Origin of the sequence: Aeromonas popoffii, assembly GCF_000820025.1 — a bacterium.
In the GTDB taxonomy this organism is placed as follows: Bacteria; Pseudomonadota; Gammaproteobacteria; order Enterobacterales; family Aeromonadaceae; genus Aeromonas; species Aeromonas popoffii.
Genome location: NZ_CDBI01000079.1, coordinates 233,502 through 251,139 on the forward strand (window position 1 = coordinate 233,502; position 17,638 = coordinate 251,139).

Annotated in this window: 17 protein-coding genes and 3 pseudogenes; 12 read left to right on the forward strand and 8 right to left on the reverse strand. The window is 57.3% G+C overall.

From position 1 onward, the window contains the following. From BN1129_RS17790 to BN1129_RS17835, 10 genes are all read left to right on the forward strand, one after another. On the forward strand, positions 1-2,290 hold a 2,290-nt coding region (locus tag BN1129_RS17790), incomplete at its 5' end, for an efflux RND transporter permease subunit (RefSeq protein ID WP_042038337.1). A 59-nt stretch (positions 2,291-2,349) separates the two neighbouring features. Then, entirely contained in the window at positions 2,350-2,892 is a 543-nt protein-coding gene (locus BN1129_RS17795; protein ID WP_157013459.1) for a hypothetical protein, read from the forward strand. A gap of 17 nt (positions 2,893-2,909) precedes the next feature. Further along, positions 2,910-3,410 carry a Na+/H+ antiporter subunit E gene (locus BN1129_RS17800; RefSeq protein WP_042038340.1) on the forward strand — a complete coding sequence of 167 codons (501 nt, stop codon included), beginning with the start codon at positions 2,910-2,912 and terminating at the stop codon, positions 3,408-3,410. Beyond that, positions 3,403-3,684: an MrpF/PhaF family protein gene (locus tag BN1129_RS17805; RefSeq protein ID WP_042038343.1), complete on the forward strand. Its 282-nt coding sequence runs from the start codon at positions 3,403-3,405 to the stop codon at positions 3,682-3,684. The genes BN1129_RS17800 and BN1129_RS17805 overlap by 8 nt, the downstream gene beginning before the upstream one ends. After that, a complete protein-coding gene (locus tag BN1129_RS17810; RefSeq protein ID WP_042038345.1) occupies positions 3,681-3,968 on the forward strand; it encodes a cation:proton antiporter in 288 nt (95 codons plus the stop codon). The genes BN1129_RS17805 and BN1129_RS17810 overlap by 4 nt, the downstream gene beginning before the upstream one ends. Continuing rightward, the gene (locus tag BN1129_RS17815) at positions 3,968-4,909 is read left to right on the forward strand and encodes a hydrogenase subunit MbhD domain-containing protein (RefSeq protein ID WP_042038347.1); all 942 of its coding nucleotides are present in this window, start codon (positions 3,968-3,970) and stop codon (positions 4,907-4,909) included. Before BN1129_RS17810 ends, BN1129_RS17815 begins: the two co-directional genes overlap by 1 nt. Further along, positions 4,906-5,247 carry an NADH-quinone oxidoreductase subunit K gene (locus BN1129_RS17820; RefSeq protein WP_042038348.1) on the forward strand — a complete coding sequence of 114 codons (342 nt, stop codon included), beginning with the start codon at positions 4,906-4,908 and terminating at the stop codon, positions 5,245-5,247. The genes BN1129_RS17815 and BN1129_RS17820 overlap by 4 nt, the downstream gene beginning before the upstream one ends. After that, a complete protein-coding gene (locus BN1129_RS17825) occupies positions 5,248-6,798 on the forward strand; it encodes a complex I subunit 5 family protein (RefSeq protein WP_084204682.1) in 1,551 nt (516 codons plus the stop codon). It abuts the gene before it with no gap. Next, positions 6,798-8,432, forward strand: coding sequence for a complex I subunit 5 family protein (locus tag BN1129_RS17830; RefSeq protein WP_084204683.1), 1,635 nt, complete (start codon positions 6,798-6,800; stop codon positions 8,430-8,432). Before BN1129_RS17825 ends, BN1129_RS17830 begins: the two co-directional genes overlap by 1 nt. Positions 8,433-8,550: 118 nt before the next feature. Then, a complete protein-coding gene (locus tag BN1129_RS17835; protein ID WP_042038379.1) occupies positions 8,551-9,999 on the forward strand; it encodes an efflux transporter outer membrane subunit in 1,449 nt (482 codons plus the stop codon). A gap of 56 nt (positions 10,000-10,055) precedes the next feature. Here BN1129_RS17835 and BN1129_RS24030 read toward each other — a convergent pair. Further along, positions 10,056-10,160, reverse strand: a pseudogene (locus tag BN1129_RS24030) (transposase); the annotation flags it as partial. Continuing rightward, positions 10,157-10,812, reverse strand: a pseudogene (locus BN1129_RS17840) (transposase family protein); the annotation flags it as partial. The pseudogenes BN1129_RS24030 and BN1129_RS17840, both read right to left, overlap by 4 nt. Positions 10,813-10,903: 91 nt before the next feature. On the opposite strand from BN1129_RS17840, the pseudogene BN1129_RS24275 reads away from it, so the two are divergent. Beyond that, a pseudogene (locus BN1129_RS24275) lies at positions 10,904-11,078 on the forward strand (IS4 family transposase); the annotation flags it as partial. 226 nt (positions 11,079-11,304) lie between these two features. On the opposite strand, the gene BN1129_RS17845 reads toward BN1129_RS24275, so the two are convergent. The 3 genes from BN1129_RS17845 to BN1129_RS23595 all read right to left on the reverse strand — a co-directional run bounded on the left by BN1129_RS17845 (position 11,305) and on the right by BN1129_RS23595 (position 13,984). After that, positions 11,305-12,336, reverse strand: a complete 1,032-nt coding sequence (locus BN1129_RS17845; protein WP_042038351.1) for an IS630 family transposase — start codon at positions 12,334-12,336, stop codon at positions 11,305-11,307. 177 nt (positions 12,337-12,513) lie between these two features. Next, positions 12,514-13,362, reverse strand: a complete 849-nt coding sequence (locus tag BN1129_RS22785; RefSeq protein ID WP_167335292.1) for a substrate-binding periplasmic protein — start codon at positions 13,360-13,362, stop codon at positions 12,514-12,516. A 457-nt stretch (positions 13,363-13,819) separates the two neighbouring features. Then, entirely contained in the window at positions 13,820-13,984 is a 165-nt protein-coding gene (locus BN1129_RS23595; protein WP_157013462.1) for a hypothetical protein, read from the reverse strand. A 77-nt stretch (positions 13,985-14,061) separates the two neighbouring features. On the opposite strand from BN1129_RS23595, the gene BN1129_RS17855 reads away from it, so the two are divergent. Then, complete coding sequence (locus BN1129_RS17855; protein WP_042038352.1) at positions 14,062-14,526, forward strand: GNAT family N-acetyltransferase; 465 nt, start codon at positions 14,062-14,064, stop codon at positions 14,524-14,526. Between the two features lie 271 nt (positions 14,527-14,797). Here the strand turns inward: BN1129_RS17855 and BN1129_RS17860 are convergent, their stop codons facing one another. The 3 genes from BN1129_RS17860 to BN1129_RS17870 form a co-directional block, all read right to left on the reverse strand. Next, on the reverse strand, positions 14,798-16,558 hold the full coding sequence (locus tag BN1129_RS17860) for a bifunctional molybdopterin-guanine dinucleotide biosynthesis adaptor protein MobB/molybdopterin molybdotransferase MoeA (protein ID WP_244463076.1): 1,761 nt from the start codon (positions 16,556-16,558) through the stop codon (positions 14,798-14,800). Next, positions 16,555-17,199: a molybdenum cofactor guanylyltransferase MobA gene (mobA, locus tag BN1129_RS17865; RefSeq protein ID WP_042038355.1), complete on the reverse strand. Its 645-nt coding sequence runs from the start codon at positions 17,197-17,199 to the stop codon at positions 16,555-16,557. The genes BN1129_RS17860 and mobA overlap by 4 nt, the downstream gene beginning before the upstream one ends. Further along, positions 17,171-17,638 (reverse strand): ATP-binding cassette domain-containing protein (locus BN1129_RS17870; RefSeq protein ID WP_042038356.1); only part of this gene is annotated, 468 nt, incomplete at its 5' end. The genes mobA and BN1129_RS17870, both read right to left, overlap by 29 nt.

Consider the following 17,638-nt stretch of genomic DNA (forward strand, 5'->3'; position numbering starts at 1 on the left):
GCGCAGAGGCAACGTCGACCCGCCGCAGCCGATGTTTCGTATCAATGGCCAACCGGCTATTGGCTTAGCAATTGCCATGCGCGACGCAGGTGACATTCTCCAATTGGGGAGCAGTATTCGCGCCGAAATGGCCGATATTACCGCCGGTTTGCCGGTGGGCATTGAACCGACACTGGTGGCCGATCAGGCCGTTACGGTGGATGTGGCAATTGGCGATTTTATGACCTCGCTTTGGCAGGCTATCGTAATCATTCTTGGTTGCAGCTTTCTCAGCTTGGGGATTCGGCCCGGCACCGTAGTAGCACTGGCGATTCCGCTGACGTTGGTGATCGTGTTTGCCGTGATGGATATCGTCAATATCGATCTGCACCGGATATCTCTAGGCGCATTGATTATCGCCCTTGGTCTGTTGGTCGATGATGCCATGACCACGGTCGATGCCATGATGCGGCGCTTGGCTGCCGGGGACAGTAAAGATGAGGCCGCCACTTTCGCTTATCGCACCTTGGCTGCCCCGATGCTGATAGGGACGCTGGTGACCATCGCCAGTTTTGTACCCATTGGTTTTGCCCAGAGCTCGGCGGGTGAGTACACTTTTTCGATTTTCTCAGTGGTGGGTATTTCGCTGATCGTCTCGTGGCTGGTGGCGGTGATTTTTGCACCCTTGATTGGTAAAGCGATACTCAAGACACCTAAGGCCGAGTTACAAGCCAAGCCGAGTAAGTTACTAAATGCTTATGGTGCTTTCTTGCGTGCGGCGATCCGCGCCAAATGGTTGACCATCGGCCTGACGCTGGGGGCTTTCGTCATTACCTTATTCTTGTCGCAGTTCGTTTCGCAGCAGTTTTTCCCCGCCTCTGATCGCCCTGAATTGACGGTGGATTTGAGCCTGCGCCAGAACGCTTCTATCTATGCCACTGAGGTGCAAGCCCAGCGGCTCGAAGCGTTCCTTAAAGATGATCCCGATGTTGAGCACTTCAGTACCTATGTTGGCCAGGGGGCGGTGCGTTTTATCCTGACCTTAAATGTTCAGCTGGCTAATCCGTTCTTCGCTCAATTGGTGGTGGTGGCTAAAGATATTGAAGCGCGAGAACGGCTACAGGTTAAATTGGAGAAACTTCTCGCTGAGCAGTTTCCTGATGTAGTAGCACGGGTCTCCCCTCTCGAGCTAGGCCCACCTGTGGGGTGGCCCTTGCAGTATAGGGTGAGCGGACCAGACAACGATAAGGTGCGCGCCATTGCCCTCGACTTGGCTGTGCTTATCGGTGCTGACGCCCGCGCCCGGCACGTTAACTTCGACTGGATGGAGCCGGCGCGTCAGATTCATGTGCGCGTCAATCAAGAAGAAGCCCGTCAACTGGGCATCAGTTCGAGTGCGCTGGCCGGTGTGCTCAATGCCGCAGTGACAGGCACGACAGTGACGCAGGTTCGTGACGATATTTACCTAGTAAACGTTGTGGCCCGCGCCATTGACGAACAGCGCGCCTCACTGGAAACGCTCAGCTCGCTGCAGGTACCGACCCCGAGTGGGCGAATGGTGCCGTTGAGCCAGTTCTCGACCTTTGTTGAGGAGCAGGAATTTCCTTTGGTGTGGCGTCGTGACCGGGTACCGACCTTGACTGTGCGCGCCGATGTGATCAGTGGGGAGATGCCAGATACCGTAGTGGAGGCGTTGGCACCGCAGGTCGCGGCATTTGCTGCCAAGCTGCCCAAGCCTTACAAGGTCGAAACCGGTGGGCTGTACGAGGAGAGCAAAGAGTCCCGCGCTTCGGTGTTCGCCGTAGTGCCGCTGATGATCTTGCTGATGCTGGTAGTCATGATGGTGATGCTGGTTAGCTTTCGCCGGTTAGTGATGGTGGTGTGCGTTTTACCGCTGGGGCTGATAGGCGTGGTGCTGACGTTGCTGACCTTTGATCAGCCGCTTGGCTTTGTTGCCATTCTTGGTGTTTTGGCCTTGATCGGTATGATCGCCAAGAACGCGGTGATTCTGATTGTGCAGATCGAAACCGATCGTGCCGAAGGGAAGAGTGTCTACGATGCCGTCATCGCATCAGCGACCTCGCGGATGCGGCCGATGATGTTGGCTGCCTTCTCAACCATCCTGGGCTTGATCCCAATTGCTCCGACCGTATTTTGGGGGCCGATGGCGTTCGCCATCATGGGTGGTTTGTTAGTGGCAACGCTGCTGACGTTGGTGTTTTTGCCGACGCTGTATGTGGCAGTGTTTGGCCATGAGCAAACACTTCCCGGTACGGTTGTTGATGAAGCCGCGATTGGTATTACGGATTGAGCTCAAGCCCATTAACTGCGCCCGCTGCTGCGTCGATGCGCGAGGTCTTAGAGTTGTATTTGGACGACACCCGACAGCTGTTTAACTCAATGGACCCGGCACCGTTTCGCGAGCGTGATATTGACCCCGAGGCGGCGCAGTACATCCTCGACTGGGCGTATGAGGTCTCGGGGCGAAAGTCGCTGGGCTTAGTGGTACATCTGGGGCGAGAGAACACCAGCGGTGACACTACGACGATCGTGACGCAAGCGGTGCATGAATATTTTCGCGGTCGGGCGCAGGCTTCGCGCAAAGAGCTGAAAAAGCTACTGCGCACCGGGCGCATCACTTTGGTTATCGCGTTGGTTTTTCTGAGTGCGGTGAACGGCTTTAGTGAGTTTGTCTCTGAGCTAATCCCGCACGAGGGGCTCTTCTGGTTAATTAACGAGAGCTTATTGATTGCCGCCACGGTGGCACTCTGTCAGCCGATTGCGATTTTTCTCTACGACTGGTGGCCGATCCGCGCTGATGCTCGTTTGTATGACCGCCTTAGTGTGATGGATGTGCAGGTTTTCTGTGCCAATACGGCAAGTGCTTGCGTAGTGGAACAACCGGCGTTATGACGCAGTGGAGGCGGGCGATGGGTGTACCTAGGGCGTCAATTGCATGGCAGCGCGGCGTGGCTTATTTCGGTTTTTGGCTGCTGTTGTTGCCAAGTTTTTCGCTTGCAGATCTGACCTTTGGTCTGCTGCTTGCGGGGGCCGCGACCTGGGTCAGTATGCGGCTGTTGCCCGTTGACGCGGAGAGTTTACGGGTGAGCAAATTGCTGCAATTGGTACCGCACTTTATTTACGAGTCTTTACTTGCTGGAGTTGACGTGGCGCGGCGCGCGCTGGATCCAAAATTGCCGCTCAATCCTGGTTTGGTTAATTGCCCGGTCGGGTTTCCGCCGGGTTTTGCGCGCAATACCTTCGCCACCATTATGAGTTTGCTGCCCGGTTCTGTGTCGGTCGGTGAGGGCGCTGACGATAAGGTGTTGGTGTATCACTGCCTCGACCTAGCCCAGCCGTTGGTCGAGCAGCTATACGCCGAGGAGCGGTTGTTTGCCAAGGCGTTGGTAGTGGGGAAAGCGCATGTCTGAGTTCTTGTTGGGTGTGGCGGTATTTATCCTTGTGGCAGTTGCCTTGGGCTTGTTACGAATCTTGCGCGGGCCGGGGCCGGCTGACCGGATGATGGCGGTGCAGTTGCTGGGCACGGGTGGTATTGCTGTGTTGTTGTTAGTTGGGGTGGCCACTGCCGAGCCGGCAACTGTTGATGTGGCGCTGACACTGGCACTGCTGGCGGTGTTTGCCACCTGTGCGTTCGTTACCGCCCCAGACGCTTCGCGCAACGCGCCACCCGAGGATCGGCAATGAGTATTTTTCTCGATGCTTGGAGCGTGCTCGCGGTGTTGGCGGGTGGTTTTTTCTTTTTTGTTGGCAGTCTTGGTTTGTTACGCTTTCCTGATTCCTTCACCCGCCTGCATGCCCTCACCAAGGCTGATAACCTAGGTCTGGGCTTTGTCGTGCTTGGGCTGTTGCCGCAGATGGACAGTTGGTTTGCCGGTCTTAAAGTGTTGAGTATTTGGTTATTGGTGTTGCTATCGGCGTCGATCATCTCGCAGATGATCGCGCGTGCCATCAAGCGCAGGGAGTGGTGATGCTTAACCTACTGAATGGCAGTCTGGCGCTGCTAATCCTCGGTTTGGCCATTTGGGTCATAGTTGCGCGTGAGGCGTTCGCCGCCGTCGCCGGTTTTATGGTTTATGGCTTATTGTTGGCGTTGGTTTGGGTCCAGTTACAGGGCATCGACATCGCGCTCACCGAAGCCGCTATCGGCGGGGGGCTGACAGGCGTATTGCTTATTGGCGCAGTGACGCGCTTGCGCGCCGCAGAAGCCTCCATTTATGCCGTACGGCCAAGCGTGTGGCTGCGTTGGCTGGCAGGCGGGCTGTCGCTGGCAGTTACGCTACTGCTGGCGCTCTGCGTGCTGGCACTGCCCGACCCGGCACCGACGCTGGCGCATGCGGTGGTGGACAATATAGATGCCACTGGGGTGGGCAATCCTATCACTGCTGTGCTACTGGCTTTTCGCTCGTTAGACACCTTGCTGGAGGCCATAGTGCTGTTGCTGGCGCTGATTGGCGTTTGGTCGTTGGCCCCAGAGTCAGTATGGGATGGTCGACCTAGCCTGGCTCAGCAACTAGAAACTAATGGTATTTTGGCCTATGCGGCGCGTTTGATGGTTCCGGTTGGCATTGTTGCTGGCGGTTATATCTTCTGGGTTGGCGCCGACCACCCGGGCGGTAAATTTCAGGGTGCTACAGTACTTGCGGCCATGTGGTTGCTGGTCATGCTGGCGGGCCTACAGGATGCCCCGCCGATTAGTCGGACATGGCTGCGTATCGGCTTAGTCTGCGGCCCACTGGTGTTTATTGCCATCGGCTTGGTTGGCGTGCTGAGCGCGGGCGCGTTTCTGGGCTATCCGCCCGGGCTGGCCAAACCCTTAATTATTGCCATTGAGCTGGCGTTGATGCCGTCGCTGACGCTAGTGCTCGGTTTATTGTTGCTCGGCACACCGCAACGCAAGGCATGCCCATGAACACCCCGACGTTATTTGGCCTGTGCGCCGCTGCACTTATTGGCATTGGCTTGTACGGACTGATTGTTAACCCACATCCGTTGCGCAAAATACTGGCGTTTAACCTGCTTAGCAGTGGTGTGTTTATGTTGTTCGGTAGTATTGCCCGCCGGGGAGCCGCGCTGGGTATGGGCGGCGACCCAGTGCCGCAGGCCTTGTTGATTACCGGTATCGTGGTGGCATTTTCAGCCACGGCACTGGCGGTGGCCTTGCTGTTGCGGCTGTTTGCCGTCACCGGTGCGGTAACCCTGAATGATCACGCGCCGAGCAAGGCGGACTCTGCGGCCGGTGAGGTGTAAATGCCAGTGTCTGCCTCTATGCCGGTTTTATTGAATATCTCGACGAGCACTTCGGACGCCGGTTTGCTGTTGGTGCTGGCTGTGCTGTTGCCGTTTGTGGGCATGATGTGCGGTGTGCTCTGTGGTGCTCGTCACGCGCAACGGGTCGCCCAACTAGCGCTTCTGTTGGGCCTGGCAATTGCACTGGCCTGCGGCGTTGTACTGCTGAAAACGAACGCCGCGCTGGTGTACGTGCTGGGAGGCTGGGCCCCGCCATTAGGGGTCGCCTTGCGTGCCGATGGCTTATCAGTGGCGATGTTGCTGGCGACCGCGGTAGTGGTTTGCGCTGTGGGCGTTTACGGCGGCGCAGACTTTGGTGCTCGCCGTGGCGAATCACTGCAGCGCGCCGGCTTTAGTTTTTGGTTGCTGCTACTGGCGATCTGGGGCGCGCTCAACCTGGTGCTGGTGAGTGCCGACCTGTTCACCTTGTATGTCGCCCTCGAGTTGTTGACCTTCTCTGCAGTGCCATTGGTGTGCTTAGACGGCCGTGGCGAGACGCTGCGTGCGGCGTTGCGTTATCTGTTGTTCGCACTGCTGGGTTCGATGCTCTACTTGCTGGGGGCGGTACTCTTGTATGGCGCCTATGGCACTTTGGATATCGCCCTCTTGGCCGCCGTGGCTGAGCCGGGCCTACTGGTCGGTGTTGCCGCGGCATTGATGACGGTCGGTTTGCTGGCCAAAACGGCGCTGTTTCCGCTGCATATTTGGCTGCCGCCCGCACATGCCGGTGCGCCGGCGGCGGCCAGTGCGCTGTTGTCGGCCTTGGTGATCAAGGGCTCTTGGTTTTTAGTCGTGCGTTTGTGGTTCGATGTACTGCCAGCCGTGGTGACGTTCTCAGCGTCGCAACTGTTGGGAGCGCTCGGTGCTGCTGCGATCGTGTTTGGCAATCTAATGGCGCTGCGCCAAGCACGCTTGAAATTACTGATCGCCTATTCCACGGTGGCCCAGATTGGTTATCTATTTTTGCTGTTTCCGCTGGCATTTAGCGCTTTGAGCGGGCACATCGAAAACGGGCTTGCCTTGACAGGGGGCATTCTACAAGCGATTTCCCATGCCACGGCGAAGGCCGCGATGTTTATGGCCGCCGGTTTAATCAGTGCTGCGCTAGGCCATGATCGGATCGCCGATTTTGCCGGTGTGGCCCGAGCGTTGCCTGTCACCGTGATGGCTTTTGCACTGGGCGGCATAACGCTTATCGGTCTGCCTCCCTCCGGCGGCTTTCTGGCCAAATGGTTGCTGCTGTCGGCTGCCGTTAGCAGTGGCCAGTGGTGGTGGGCGTTGGTGTTGCTGGTGGGGGGCTTGCTCACCAGTGCTTACCTGTTTGTTGTGTTGGCGCAGGCGCTGCGCGCACCCTTGGTGCCGTTGCTACTGTGCGCCCCAGTCGCTCGTTCTCGCGAGTTGACGGTGCTAGTGCTAGCCCTGTGTTCGGCCTTGCTGGGGCTGGTGGCGTTTGCCGAGGTCGACCTGACTCAGATCGGTCGTCAGGTGGCAATGTTGGAGGGCGCATCGTGATGCTCGGACAGTTGCTATTAGCGACCACCTTAGGATTGCCGTTGCTGATGTTGGCAACTTGCCTGTCGGCCCGCGTGCGTGAGCGGATATTGGCATTGCTGGTGTTCGCGCCATTGCCGGCAATGGCGGCGGCTTTATTTGCCGTCGATAGCCAATTGCTGGTCGGGCAGGGGCGATTGCAGTTGGCGCTGCAGTTGGATGTTCTCGGGGCGATATTACTCGGTGTGGCGGCTTTACTGTGGAGCATGGCGGGCCTGTATGCTGCCAGCTATTTACGTGGTACCGCCAATTGTGGACGCTTTGTGGTCTGTTGGTTGATGACGCTGATGGGCTGTTTGGGGGCCTTTGTAGCCGCCGACATGTTTAGTTTTTACCTGCTACTGGCGCTGCTTGGTGTCGGTGCCTGCGGCTTGGTGGTGCATGATCAGAGCGCTTCGGCGTGGCGCTCCGGTGGTACCTATCTGGGCCTTTCTCTGTTTGCTGAAAGTTGCGTGTTGTTGGCGTTTATCCTGCTGGCGGCGGGCACCCAAGGCGACAGTTGGTTGATCCGTGATGTGGTCGCCGAGTTGCCGCAGTCGCCGTGGTGTGATGTGACACTGGGGTTGCTGATTGTCGGACTGGGGCTGAAAGCTGGGTTGGTGCCGCTGCATGTGTGGATGCCGTTAGCGCATGCGGCTGCCCCGATACCGGCATCTGCGGTGCTGAGTGGCGCGGTGGTCAAGGTCGGCATCATCGGTCTGATTCGCTTTTTGCCACTGCAGACAGCCTTGCCTGACTGGGGTTTTGCCTTAACTTCGGCAGGCTTGTTTACTGCGCTGTACGGGGTGGCTATTGGCATCACACAACAACATCCGAAGGCGGTGCTGGCTTACTCCAGCGTCAGCCAGATGGGCGTCATAGTGGCTGTCTTGGGCATGGGCTTGTCGGCTGGCGAAACCAGCGCGGCACTCTATGCCGTTTGGTATGCGGCCCATCACGTGCTGGTCAAAGGCACTTTATTTCTGGCGGTCGGACTGGCTGCCACGACAGGTGCACGGCATCTGTGGCCGCTGCTGTTGGTGGTGGCCGTGCTGGCATTGGGGCTCGGCGGCTTGCCGTTGACGGGCGGCGCGCTGGCCAAGTATGCGGTGAAAGGACCGCTGGGCGATGGTCTGGCGGCGACAGTGGCGAATGTCTCTGCAGCCGGCACGACCTTGCTGATGTTGCACTTTGTCAATTGCCTGAAAACCTTTGCTGCCACGGACGCGCAGGCGCAGCCGGGCAAGGGCTTGCTGCTACCTTGGTGCGTGCTGGCGCTGGCGTCGTTATTGATCCCTTGGCTGATGTATCTGTGGGTTGCCGCCGGTACAGTGACCGACCTGCTCGAGCCGGCCTCGCTGTGGCTGGCATTGCGACCACCCTTGGTAGGCATGATTACGGCGATTGCTCTGTGGTATTGGGGCGGGCGTTTGCCACGGGTTCCCATAGGCGATATTGCGGTGTTGTTCGGTAGGCTGATGCCGCGCAACGGCGGCGTTAGCCTTGTGTTTACATCGCTGGATGCGTGGCTGCGGCGCTGGGCCTTGGCTTGCATGGCGCTGTTGGTGTTGAGCCTGTTATTCGCTTGGACACTGTATGGCGGGGTGCGCGGATGAGTTACTTGCCGTCAGCGTTGGACCTATCTATATCTACAACAATATACGTTTGGGCCGCCCGTCCTGCGCTGTGTGCGCCAGGTTTGCCGCTGTCACGCCTCACCAGAAGGAAGTTGAGATGAGAATTAACCTGCTCGTAGTACTGCTTGTCGTCGGTTCTTCCGGCTGCACTGTAGGTCCCGACTACCAGCGCCCGCACAGCGAAACACCCAGTCAATGGCGTAGCGATTACGCACAGATGGCCGAGCTGACGAACACTAAATGGTGGGAGCAGTTTGCTGATCCGACACTGAACAAACTGGTCGAGAGCGCACTGCGGGAGAATCTTGATGTTGCTGTTGCGGCGGCGCGGGTCGATCAGTTTATTGGCGCTTTAACCGCCACGCGTGCCCAGTTATCACCGCAAGTTGGCTACACTGGCGATGCCAGTCGCTCGCGCGCCAGTCGCCTTGGACAGCCACCGCTGCCGCCCGATACCGATCCGTATTTTTCGCTTTACCAGGCCTCACTTGGTGCATCCTGGCAGCTGGATTTATTCGGTCGGGTACGGCGTTTGTCGGAAGCGGCGCAAGCACAGGTTTACGCCAGTGAACAGGCACAGCGCGGCGTGGCCTTGTCGTTGGTGGCGAGCGTGACCACCAGTTACATAAGCTTGCGCGCACTAGACCGCCAGCTGGAAATCGCCCAGGCGACGGCAAAGAACTTCGGCACCACGGCGCGCTTGTTCGAGTTGCGCTTTAAATTCGGCATCGTCAGCAAAATCGAGCTGATGCAAATTACCTCGCAGCATCAGCAGGCATTGGCGGCTATTCCGGCATTTGAGCAGGCCATCGAGGCGCAGGAAAATCTGCTGTCTATTCTGCTTGGGCGTAATCCGGGGCCGATCCCGCGTGGCAAGAGTATCGAGCAATTAGTCACCCCGCTAATTCCTGCTGATTTACCCGTCGCACTGCTGCAACGTCGGCCGGATATTCTCCAAGCCGAGCAAAACTTAGTGGCGGCCAATGCCAATGTTGGTGCTACCCGTGCTCTGTATTACCCGAGCGTGTCGATTACCGGCGCGCTGGGGAGTATCAGTAGCGAGTTTTCTAAGTTGTTGACGGGGCCTGCGAGTACCGGATTTATTGCCGCTAGTGTGAGTGGTCCGCTGTTTACTGCTGGCGGAATTGAGGGGCAGGTGTACTCCGCTGAGGCGCAAAAGCGCCAAGCGTTGCTGTTGTATCAGCAGACCATTCTGAATGCGTTTCGCGAGACTAACGATGCGCTCACCGGAGCACAGAAAAAAACCGCCGAAGTGGCGCTACAGCAGCAGCGCGTGGCCGCCTTGCGTGAACTGGCGCAGTTATCACGGCTGAGGTTTGATAAGGGCGTTGCGGGCTATCTGGATGTATTGGTCGCCGAGAATGAGTTATTTGCCGCCGAGTTGGCAACCGTCGGCTTGCTGGCCAACAACTATAGCCAGTTTATTAACGTGTATCAGGCCATGGGTGGTGGCTGGGTCGATATTGCAACTTCGATGACGGTGCAGCCGAAAGGCGGGCTAAGCAGCGCCGCATCACAACAATAGCGTGCTAACGCGAGTATGGTAGTGGTGCTCAACGTCATGCTGATTGTTTGCGGCTGGCCCAGCGCCAGATACAGCGATTTGTTGCTTACCCGCTGGTTATCGCGGATCTTCAGCACAATGCAGTCCAGATAGACGATGGGATAGAGCGGGTCTAACTGCCAAATTTGTAGTCCTTGATATCGCGCAAACTGGTCTCGATACCCCAGCACTGACCGTACAGTTGCAACGCTTTGGCGGTACTCACATCGACCCGATTGCTGGCTAAAAACCAGGGTTCTTTCATGTCGCTCTTGTGGCAGCAATACACCCGCTCGACCCGCGCCATATAGCCAACGCCACAGTCCGCTACCACAGTGACAAAACGTCCTCTGGCAAGGTCTTTCTGAGCTTGGTCAGCAACGCCCGCTCATGGGCGTTACGCTGGCCTTTGAGCAAGGATTTCTGGTGGGCGCGGCCATGGTTGGTTTGCAGGCTGATAACCAGGGGGCTGTGGTCATCGGCCTCAAACTCGGCCCAGTCCATGGATACGACAATCTCGGTGCGTTCGGACACCACATAGGGAGCCCAGTCATCGAAGAGACGCCAGACATTGAGCTGGGTGTTGGTCAGCAAGCGGTCGACTTGCTTGACCGCGTACTTGCGTTCTGCGTTCAAGACCACTGGCCAAAGAGAGGCCATTGCCAATGGGATGACCAGCGAGCCAGACTCGATAACCCCGTGGGTTGCATGGGCGAGCGACAACACACGTTTGGCATGCATGTCCTGCCAGAAAATGTCATCAATGTGGTTGAGAATGATGTCGTGATTAAGCATTGGGCTGCTCTGTTCGGTATTGGCGGGTCAAAAACGCAGAGCATACCTCAAAGGCCGCACCACGCCTCACTCGTATGAGGGGATGGCTAAGGCTCAGGCCCTGATGAAAGAGGGATTATCCACGCTGAAAGCTGCGAAGAGTGGCGTGGTGGCTGTCGATATCGGAAGCGGTAGCGCACCGAGCCATCAGTGCAATAAGGGATTGGTTGGAGTGGGTTGTAGATTTTTAGTCAAATAATGCTCGCCGAACAAAGCAGAGAAAGTAAATACAAAACAGGACGTTGGAAGGAATTTTAATTGACGAATTTTCTTAAGGTCCTGTACATGATGTTGCACTTGTAATGAGCGAGCATGGTTGGGGCTATCAGAGATCCGAAAAGCAATGTGGTATTTATATAACCCACATCTATTCCCTTTGACACCCAATCACAGAGAATGTCCACAATGCCAAGGTATTACCGATATCACTCTAAATAACTGATCCTAATAGTGCTACACCTTCGCTGTTCCATAGCCATTCCCAGGGAAAGGAGACACGGTATCCATGAAGTGTTTCACTCGAGCCAGCAGGCTGGTCATCCCTCTGCACTGATGATTGCGCGTGATGGTTTCATGTAACTTGTGCCACAGCCGTTCTATGTGATTAACCCAAGGACTGTAAACTGGCTGGAATACCAGGCAGAACTTGGGGTTCTTCTTCAACCATCGCTCGGTCTGTTTGCTTTTGTGAATGATGTAGTTATCGAGGAGCAGCGTGATGGTTTTGGCTCGTCGGTAGTGGTGACGCAGTTTTTCCAGCATGGCGATAAACAGTGATGAGTTTTTCTTTATCCCGCTGACGTAAAGCACTCTTCCGTTGCCTGCATGAAGAACGCCTGCCAGGTAATGCTTGGCATTCTGCCCCGGTGTGACAACACGCTTTTGCTGCGCTCTGAACATCCAGTCGGCCCCTAATTTGGGATTGAGGTCTATATCGACTTCATCCTCATAAAACACCGGATTATCGGCATCACAACGGGCCAGCGCGGCGTCGATATTCGCCATTTTCTCCTGATAGGCCGGGTCTTTTATCCGCAAGGTCGGCACGGGCCTGCGCCAGACAATACCCATACGAGGTAACCATCGACGAAGTGTGGAGGCGGCCACATTGAGCCCTGTTAATCGATTGATTTTGATAGCCAATAGTTCGGTACACCAACGGCTGCGCTGATAACCAAAATCTTGCGGAGAAAACTGCATGAGCAGCACCAGTAAGGTGACCATCTTGGCGATAGGTAAAACTGGGGCACGGCCAGCCGGTAAGGCTTCTAGTGCATCTATGCCTTCATCTCGATACCACCGAAGCCAACGACCGATGGTCGAGCGCGCAGCGCCGGTAAGGTGATGAACATCGGTGACCGTACGTCCTTCATGTAACAGCAAGATGGCCATCAAGCGACGAGCATGTCCTTTATCACGCGTGGCATGGATGATTTTGTGAATGCGGCGCCGTTGTGGTCGTGGCAGGGGTGGTAGGATAGGCATCAACTCAGTCCTTTGGGTGTGGCTTGTTTTGTTTGGCGACTAATGAGATCGCACAAACTGGACTGAGTTCCCTTCCTCCAGTGATCTACTATTCGGAACAGCTATTTAGGTTGGGGGGTTATGGCTTGATGGCTGATGTGGGAAGCAATATCGTCATCAGTCAATTCATTTCATCTATTATTTAGTCATTATGTTGGCATCCACCTGTATACCTGATATATCGCCAGTGCTCATATTTAAATGTTGCTCTAGTTGGGATTTTAATTCATTGTATTCACCAGATTTAATTAATTCAAGCATACCTTTGTCAAACATAGTGCTAAGGTACTCTCCGTTGCCAGTTGCTTTTGAGAATGCGATATAAAAATCACCATCAGTAGAAATGGTAAAAACATCTACAACTTGATCTCTAATATTTTTCTTACTTGCAAGGTAATAACCAGAACCCTTTCCCAGTAAGGCGAAATCTATTCTGTTTCGCAAAAGCATATCGAGTTGCACACTGTCAGACTTTACTTTCTCGAAAGTGATTTCAGAATTTTCAAGTATTTCGGTTGGGTATGAATAACCCAGTGTAGTGCCAACCCTGTTACCTGATAGCAATTCATACACCCCAACTTGTCCTGATGCATCATAACGTCTACTCTTTGACGTCAATGAAAAAACCCCTAGCGGTTCGTTTACAAGTGGCGTTTTTGGCCACACATATTTATTTTTGTTGTCTCTTGTTATGGCAGCGTTAAAGCAACCGGAAATAACATCAGTAAGTGCTAGATACATGCAGCGTGAAAATGGAATTACTTTATACTCAGTGTTAATGCCGACTTTTTTAAAAGCTTCACGAACTACAATGGGTGTAAAACCGTCAAGATGTCCAGTTTCTTTATTTAAGAAACAGTAGGGAGCCCAGTCATCTTCTACACCTAATATAATTGTTGTAGGTTTTCCTGATGAGGGGTACACATTGCCTGGGAAAATGAAAAAAATTAATAACAATATAGTCATTGTGTAAGTGTGGCTTTTCATAACAGCTCCCGAGTACATACGAATACATTTATAATACATCATGTACAGGATTCTATTTTATTATCTCATATGTTGAATGCGTTCCAATAACTGATCCTCAACGAAAGCCGCGGTGTCACCGCCGTTGGGCGTCTTCTGTTATCTGGTGACTGAACCGTGCCTGCCGCAGCGCTGGGCATATTGCTGTCAGTTGTTCCTTGGCTGATTCGGAAATGAGGTGGTGCGCGTCATTTCTGCGAGCCGGAGAGCGTTAGCCATAGGTCGGTGCCCAGAAAAATTCGGCATTGGTCATCGTCTCTTTCCGCCGACAAATGGGAGGAAGTAGCCATGTGTGCAGATTGACGCTCTCTCGCAGCCGGTCGCGTTGGGCGCGGGCTAACTTGGAGTTGTCTCCATTCTCCACAACCGTCAATAGTGCCAGAGTATCGTCGGCCCCGGCGGCTGTCATACTGGCCAGTCAAGCTGGCGCCTCCCCGAGGGCACCACGGCGGCAGCAGCGGCCGCCCATGGCCATGGTGGTGTGCTTCCAGTCCACTGCGGGTTGGATGTGGCTGGCCCGGGTGAGTTGACGTCCCCCGGCACGGGAGTGCTGTCGCCTTGCCAAGGAGTTATATATCGGCACACACTGCTCCTTTCACAAGGCGCGCCTTCGGGGACGCCTTGTCATCTTTGGAGTAGTGATGGCATCAGGAGGTGCAGATGATCGTTCGTCAGGCAACGCAGGCTGATATTCCCGTATTGGTGAGCCTGCGCATGGGGCTGTTTTGTGAGGTGTGTGAGCTGAGCGATCCGCTGGTCGATGTGGATCTCTGGCAGGCGACCAGTGCCTATTTCAGCACGGCGCAGGCTGATGGCAGTGCGCGGTCCTGGGTGGCCGAGGTCGGGGGGGAAGTGGTGGCGAGCGGCACGCTGGCTCTGTTTGTGCGGCCTCCCTATCCTGGCAACGTGTCGGGGCGGGAGGCCTATCTGCTCAACATGTATACACTGCCGGCATACCGCAAGCAGGGCATGGCCAGCGCCCTGCTCAATGCCATGGTGGCCTATGCCTGCGCCGAACAACTGGGCAAGGTGTGGCTGCATGCCAGCGATGAGGGACGCCCTCTGTATGAACGCGTTGGTTTTGTTGCCAATCCGGCGTATCTGGAGTGGTTGCCGGGACATTGATCCCGCCTGTGGCGAGAGCTGAACCGGTTTGTTCCGGCAGATGCAATAGCACCCCTTGCATCATCGCCGCGTGCCTTAGCTACTGCAACATGTTGGCCATCACCGGATCGCGCGGCTGCGCTCAACTATGAGCCGCCCCATGCAGGGGCGCTTGCCGAGTGCGATACGCAGGCGGTGGACGATGCGATAGCGGCGTATTCAGGCGCAACGGACAAGCCTCGGGTCATGGGCGCGAGCACCCCGCCACGACCGGCGGGATGATCGCGATTGATCAGGCCACTCGTCCCTGGAGCGGGTGGATCCAGACCCGCTCGCCGAGTGCGATGGCCGGCTGGGCGGGGACAATTTCAATCAGGCAGTTGGCATCGGCCATGGAGCTCAGAATACCGGAGCCCTGTGGCCCTGTGGTGCGCACCCGCAGCACGCCGCTGGCATCCTGATGGAAGACGCCGCGCAGAAACTCGGTGCGGCCCGGGCGGCTCTGCATCTTTTGTTCGGCCTGTGCCGACAGGCGCAGCGGCTGCCAGACCCGGCCCTGCAAGCAAGCGATGGCAGGCTCGACAAACTGCAGGAAGCAGACCATGGCCGCTACCGGATTGCCCGGCAAGCCGAAGAAGGGGGTGACCCCCAGCTTGCCAAACGCCAGCGGGCGACCCGGCCGCATCTGGATGCGCCAGAAGGCTATCTGGCCAAGCTCGGCCAGCACCTGCTTGATGTAGTCGGCATTGCCCACCGAGACGCCGCCCGAGCTCAGCACCAGATCGGCGCTGGTCGATGCCTGCTCCAATTGCTGGCGCAGTATGGCGGGATCGTCGGGGATAATGCCCAGATCCATCACCTCGCAGCCGGCGGCGGCGATGAGCGCCATCAGGGTGAAGCGGTTGCTGTCGAAGATGTGGCCGGGGGCCAGGGCCTCGCCCGGTGCCTGCACCTCGTCGCCGGTACTGAACAGCGCCACTTTCAACGGGGTTCGCACGCTGAGCGTGGCTTGACCGAGCGATGCCGCCAGCCCCAGCTGGGGGGCGCCAAGGCGAGTACCGGCCGGGATGGCGACCGCACCCCTGGCGAGATCTTCACCGGCCAGACGCACATTCTGCCCCGCCCGGATCGGGGCATTCACCGTGACCCACTCACCTTCAATCAGCGTCTCTTCCCGCATCACCACGGTATCCACGCCGGGGGGCAGCGGCGCGCCCGTCATGATCTGCACCGCCTGACCCGCCAGCACAGGCTCATGGCGCGGCTGGCCCGCCAGCACTTCACCCACCAGTTGCCAGCGGCCAGCGGCGAGATCGTCGCCGCGCAGGCCAATCCCGTCCATCGCCGAGTTGGCGTGGGGCGGCACATTGATGGGGCTGACGAGATCGGCTGCCAGCACGGCGCCGTGGCACTGGGCCAGCGGCATGTCGGTGCTGCGTGGGGTTGGGGTGAGGGCGTCCAGAATGGTCTGGCGGGCCTCCTCCACGGATAGAAAACCGGCTCCCGGTGCCTGCTCCCGTTGCCGGGATTGAGCCAAGTGGGCACAGACGAAGTCGGCGATGGCCGCCAGATCATTGATATCGAGTTGGGGCAGAGTGGTTTCCTGCGGCGTATCGCTTGCCAGCGCGATGATATCGTCATCGTCCGGGAACAGCAGTGGCTTGCCGAGCGCTGCGCGGTGCAGCTCGATTTTCGGGAAGTGCTCGTGTTTGAACCCCTCCACCAGCAGCAGATCGAGCTCGGTCTGATCGAAGCTTGCCAGCAGCTGGTGAAAGTCGGCTTCGGCCAGATCGGTCTCAATGATGCGAGCATGGCGGCGGCGGGAGGCAACCATCATCTGGCTGGCACCGGCCTTGCGCAGGCGATGGCTGTCCTTGCCCGGCTGGTCGATGTCAAAATCGTGGTGGGCGTGCTTGAGTACGCCAAGGCGCAAGCCACGACTCACCAAAATGGGGATGAGTTGTTCCAGCAGGGTGGTCTTGCCGGTGCCGCTCCAGGCGGCAAAGCCGAGCAGGGGAAGGGTGGGGGCCGAGGTAGTCATCGCCAGGGTCATAGCGCGGCTCCTTGTTGGGGGTCGATAGCCGAGTTCAGCAGGCGTGCCTCGTAGGCGGCCAGCTCGGCTGGGCTGTTGAGATTGATGAAGGCATCCGGCTCATCGGCAAAGCTCACCACCGCCATCTGGTGGCGGGCAAACCAGATATCTATCTTGCGCTCACCTTCGGCCAACGCGCGGCAAAGGGAAGGGAGCAGGGATTTGTGCAGCAGGGCCACCACGGGTTGCAGCCAGTCTCCGTCGTGAGCCACCACCAGCTCGGTGCCCGGAGTGAGGGCGGCGCGAAAGCGGCTCATCAGATCACAGGGCAGGGCAGGGCCGTCGCAGGGGACGAATAGCACCCAGTCGTGGCGGGCGGCGGCAAGGCCGACCTGCATGCCCGCCAGCGGGCCGAGATAGTCGTTGTTGTCATCGCTGATGACCGGGGCCAGCACCTGATAGCGCGTCTGACTGCGGTTGGCGTTGATCAGGATCTCGTCGACCTGGGGCTGGAGCCGGTCAAGCACGTGATCGATGAGCGGGCGGCCCGCAAGCTGGACCCAGCCCTTGTCTTCGCCCCCCATGCGGGTGGCGCGGCCACCGGCCAGGATCACGGCAGAGACGGGGAAGGCATCAGTTCTGGATTCGCTGTTTGAGGTCATGTCGCTCGATGATTTTCAAAGGGGTGGGTTCGTGCAGTTTGCCACGGGCGAGGGTCCATTGCCGCTCGCACAGGTCGGTCAGATCGTTGTTCTGGTGGCTGATGATGACCAGGCCACTGCCCTGTTCCCGCAGATCTTGCGCCAAGGCGGCCATCAGGGCAACTGAATGTGCATCCAGATTGGCGGTGGGTTCATCCATCAGCAAAAAGGCGGGCTGCAGCGCCCAGGCGCGGGCCATGGCCAGACGCTGGCGCTCGCCACCGGACAAAATACTGATGTGTTCCCGCGCCACTCCTTCCAGCTCGACCCGGCGCAGCGCCTCGAACACCCGCACCTCGTCGGCGGCCTGATGGCCGAGGGCCCAGGCCACGTTGTCGTGCACGCTGCGATCGAACAGATAGGGGGTCTGGTGCAGATAGGTGACCCGGCCCGGGCCGGG

What these genes read in the sequence shown, in the direction of transcription:
- BN1129_RS17860 (WP_244463076.1), bottom strand. Translation starts at nt 16,558, where the DNA reads ATGACCCTGGCGATGACTACCTCGGCCCCCACCCTTCCCCTGCTCGGC.
- BN1129_RS17805 (WP_042038343.1), top strand. Translation starts at nt 3,403, where the DNA reads ATGTCTGAGTTCTTGTTGGGTGTGGCGGTATTTATCCTTGTGGCAGTT.
- BN1129_RS22785 (WP_167335292.1), bottom strand. Translation starts at nt 13,362, where the DNA reads ATGAAAAGCCACACTTACACAATGACTATATTGTTATTAATTTTTTTC.
- BN1129_RS17855 (WP_042038352.1), top strand. Translation starts at nt 14,062, where the DNA reads ATGATCGTTCGTCAGGCAACGCAGGCTGATATTCCCGTATTGGTGAGC.
- mobA (WP_042038355.1), bottom strand. Translation starts at nt 17,199, where the DNA reads ATGACCTCAAACAGCGAATCCAGAACTGATGCCTTCCCCGTCTCTGCC.
- BN1129_RS17825 (WP_084204682.1), top strand. Translation starts at nt 5,248, where the DNA reads ATGCCAGTGTCTGCCTCTATGCCGGTTTTATTGAATATCTCGACGAGC.
- BN1129_RS17835 (WP_042038379.1), top strand. Translation starts at nt 8,551, where the DNA reads ATGAGAATTAACCTGCTCGTAGTACTGCTTGTCGTCGGTTCTTCCGGC.
- BN1129_RS17820 (WP_042038348.1), top strand. Translation starts at nt 4,906, where the DNA reads ATGAACACCCCGACGTTATTTGGCCTGTGCGCCGCTGCACTTATTGGC.
- BN1129_RS17845 (WP_042038351.1), bottom strand. Translation starts at nt 12,336, where the DNA reads ATGCCTATCCTACCACCCCTGCCACGACCACAACGGCGCCGCATTCAC.
- BN1129_RS17810 (WP_042038345.1), top strand. Translation starts at nt 3,681, where the DNA reads ATGAGTATTTTTCTCGATGCTTGGAGCGTGCTCGCGGTGTTGGCGGGT.
- BN1129_RS17815 (WP_042038347.1), top strand. Translation starts at nt 3,968, where the DNA reads ATGCTTAACCTACTGAATGGCAGTCTGGCGCTGCTAATCCTCGGTTTG.
- BN1129_RS17800 (WP_042038340.1), top strand. Translation starts at nt 2,910, where the DNA reads ATGGGTGTACCTAGGGCGTCAATTGCATGGCAGCGCGGCGTGGCTTAT.
- BN1129_RS17830 (WP_084204683.1), top strand. Translation starts at nt 6,798, where the DNA reads ATGCTCGGACAGTTGCTATTAGCGACCACCTTAGGATTGCCGTTGCTG.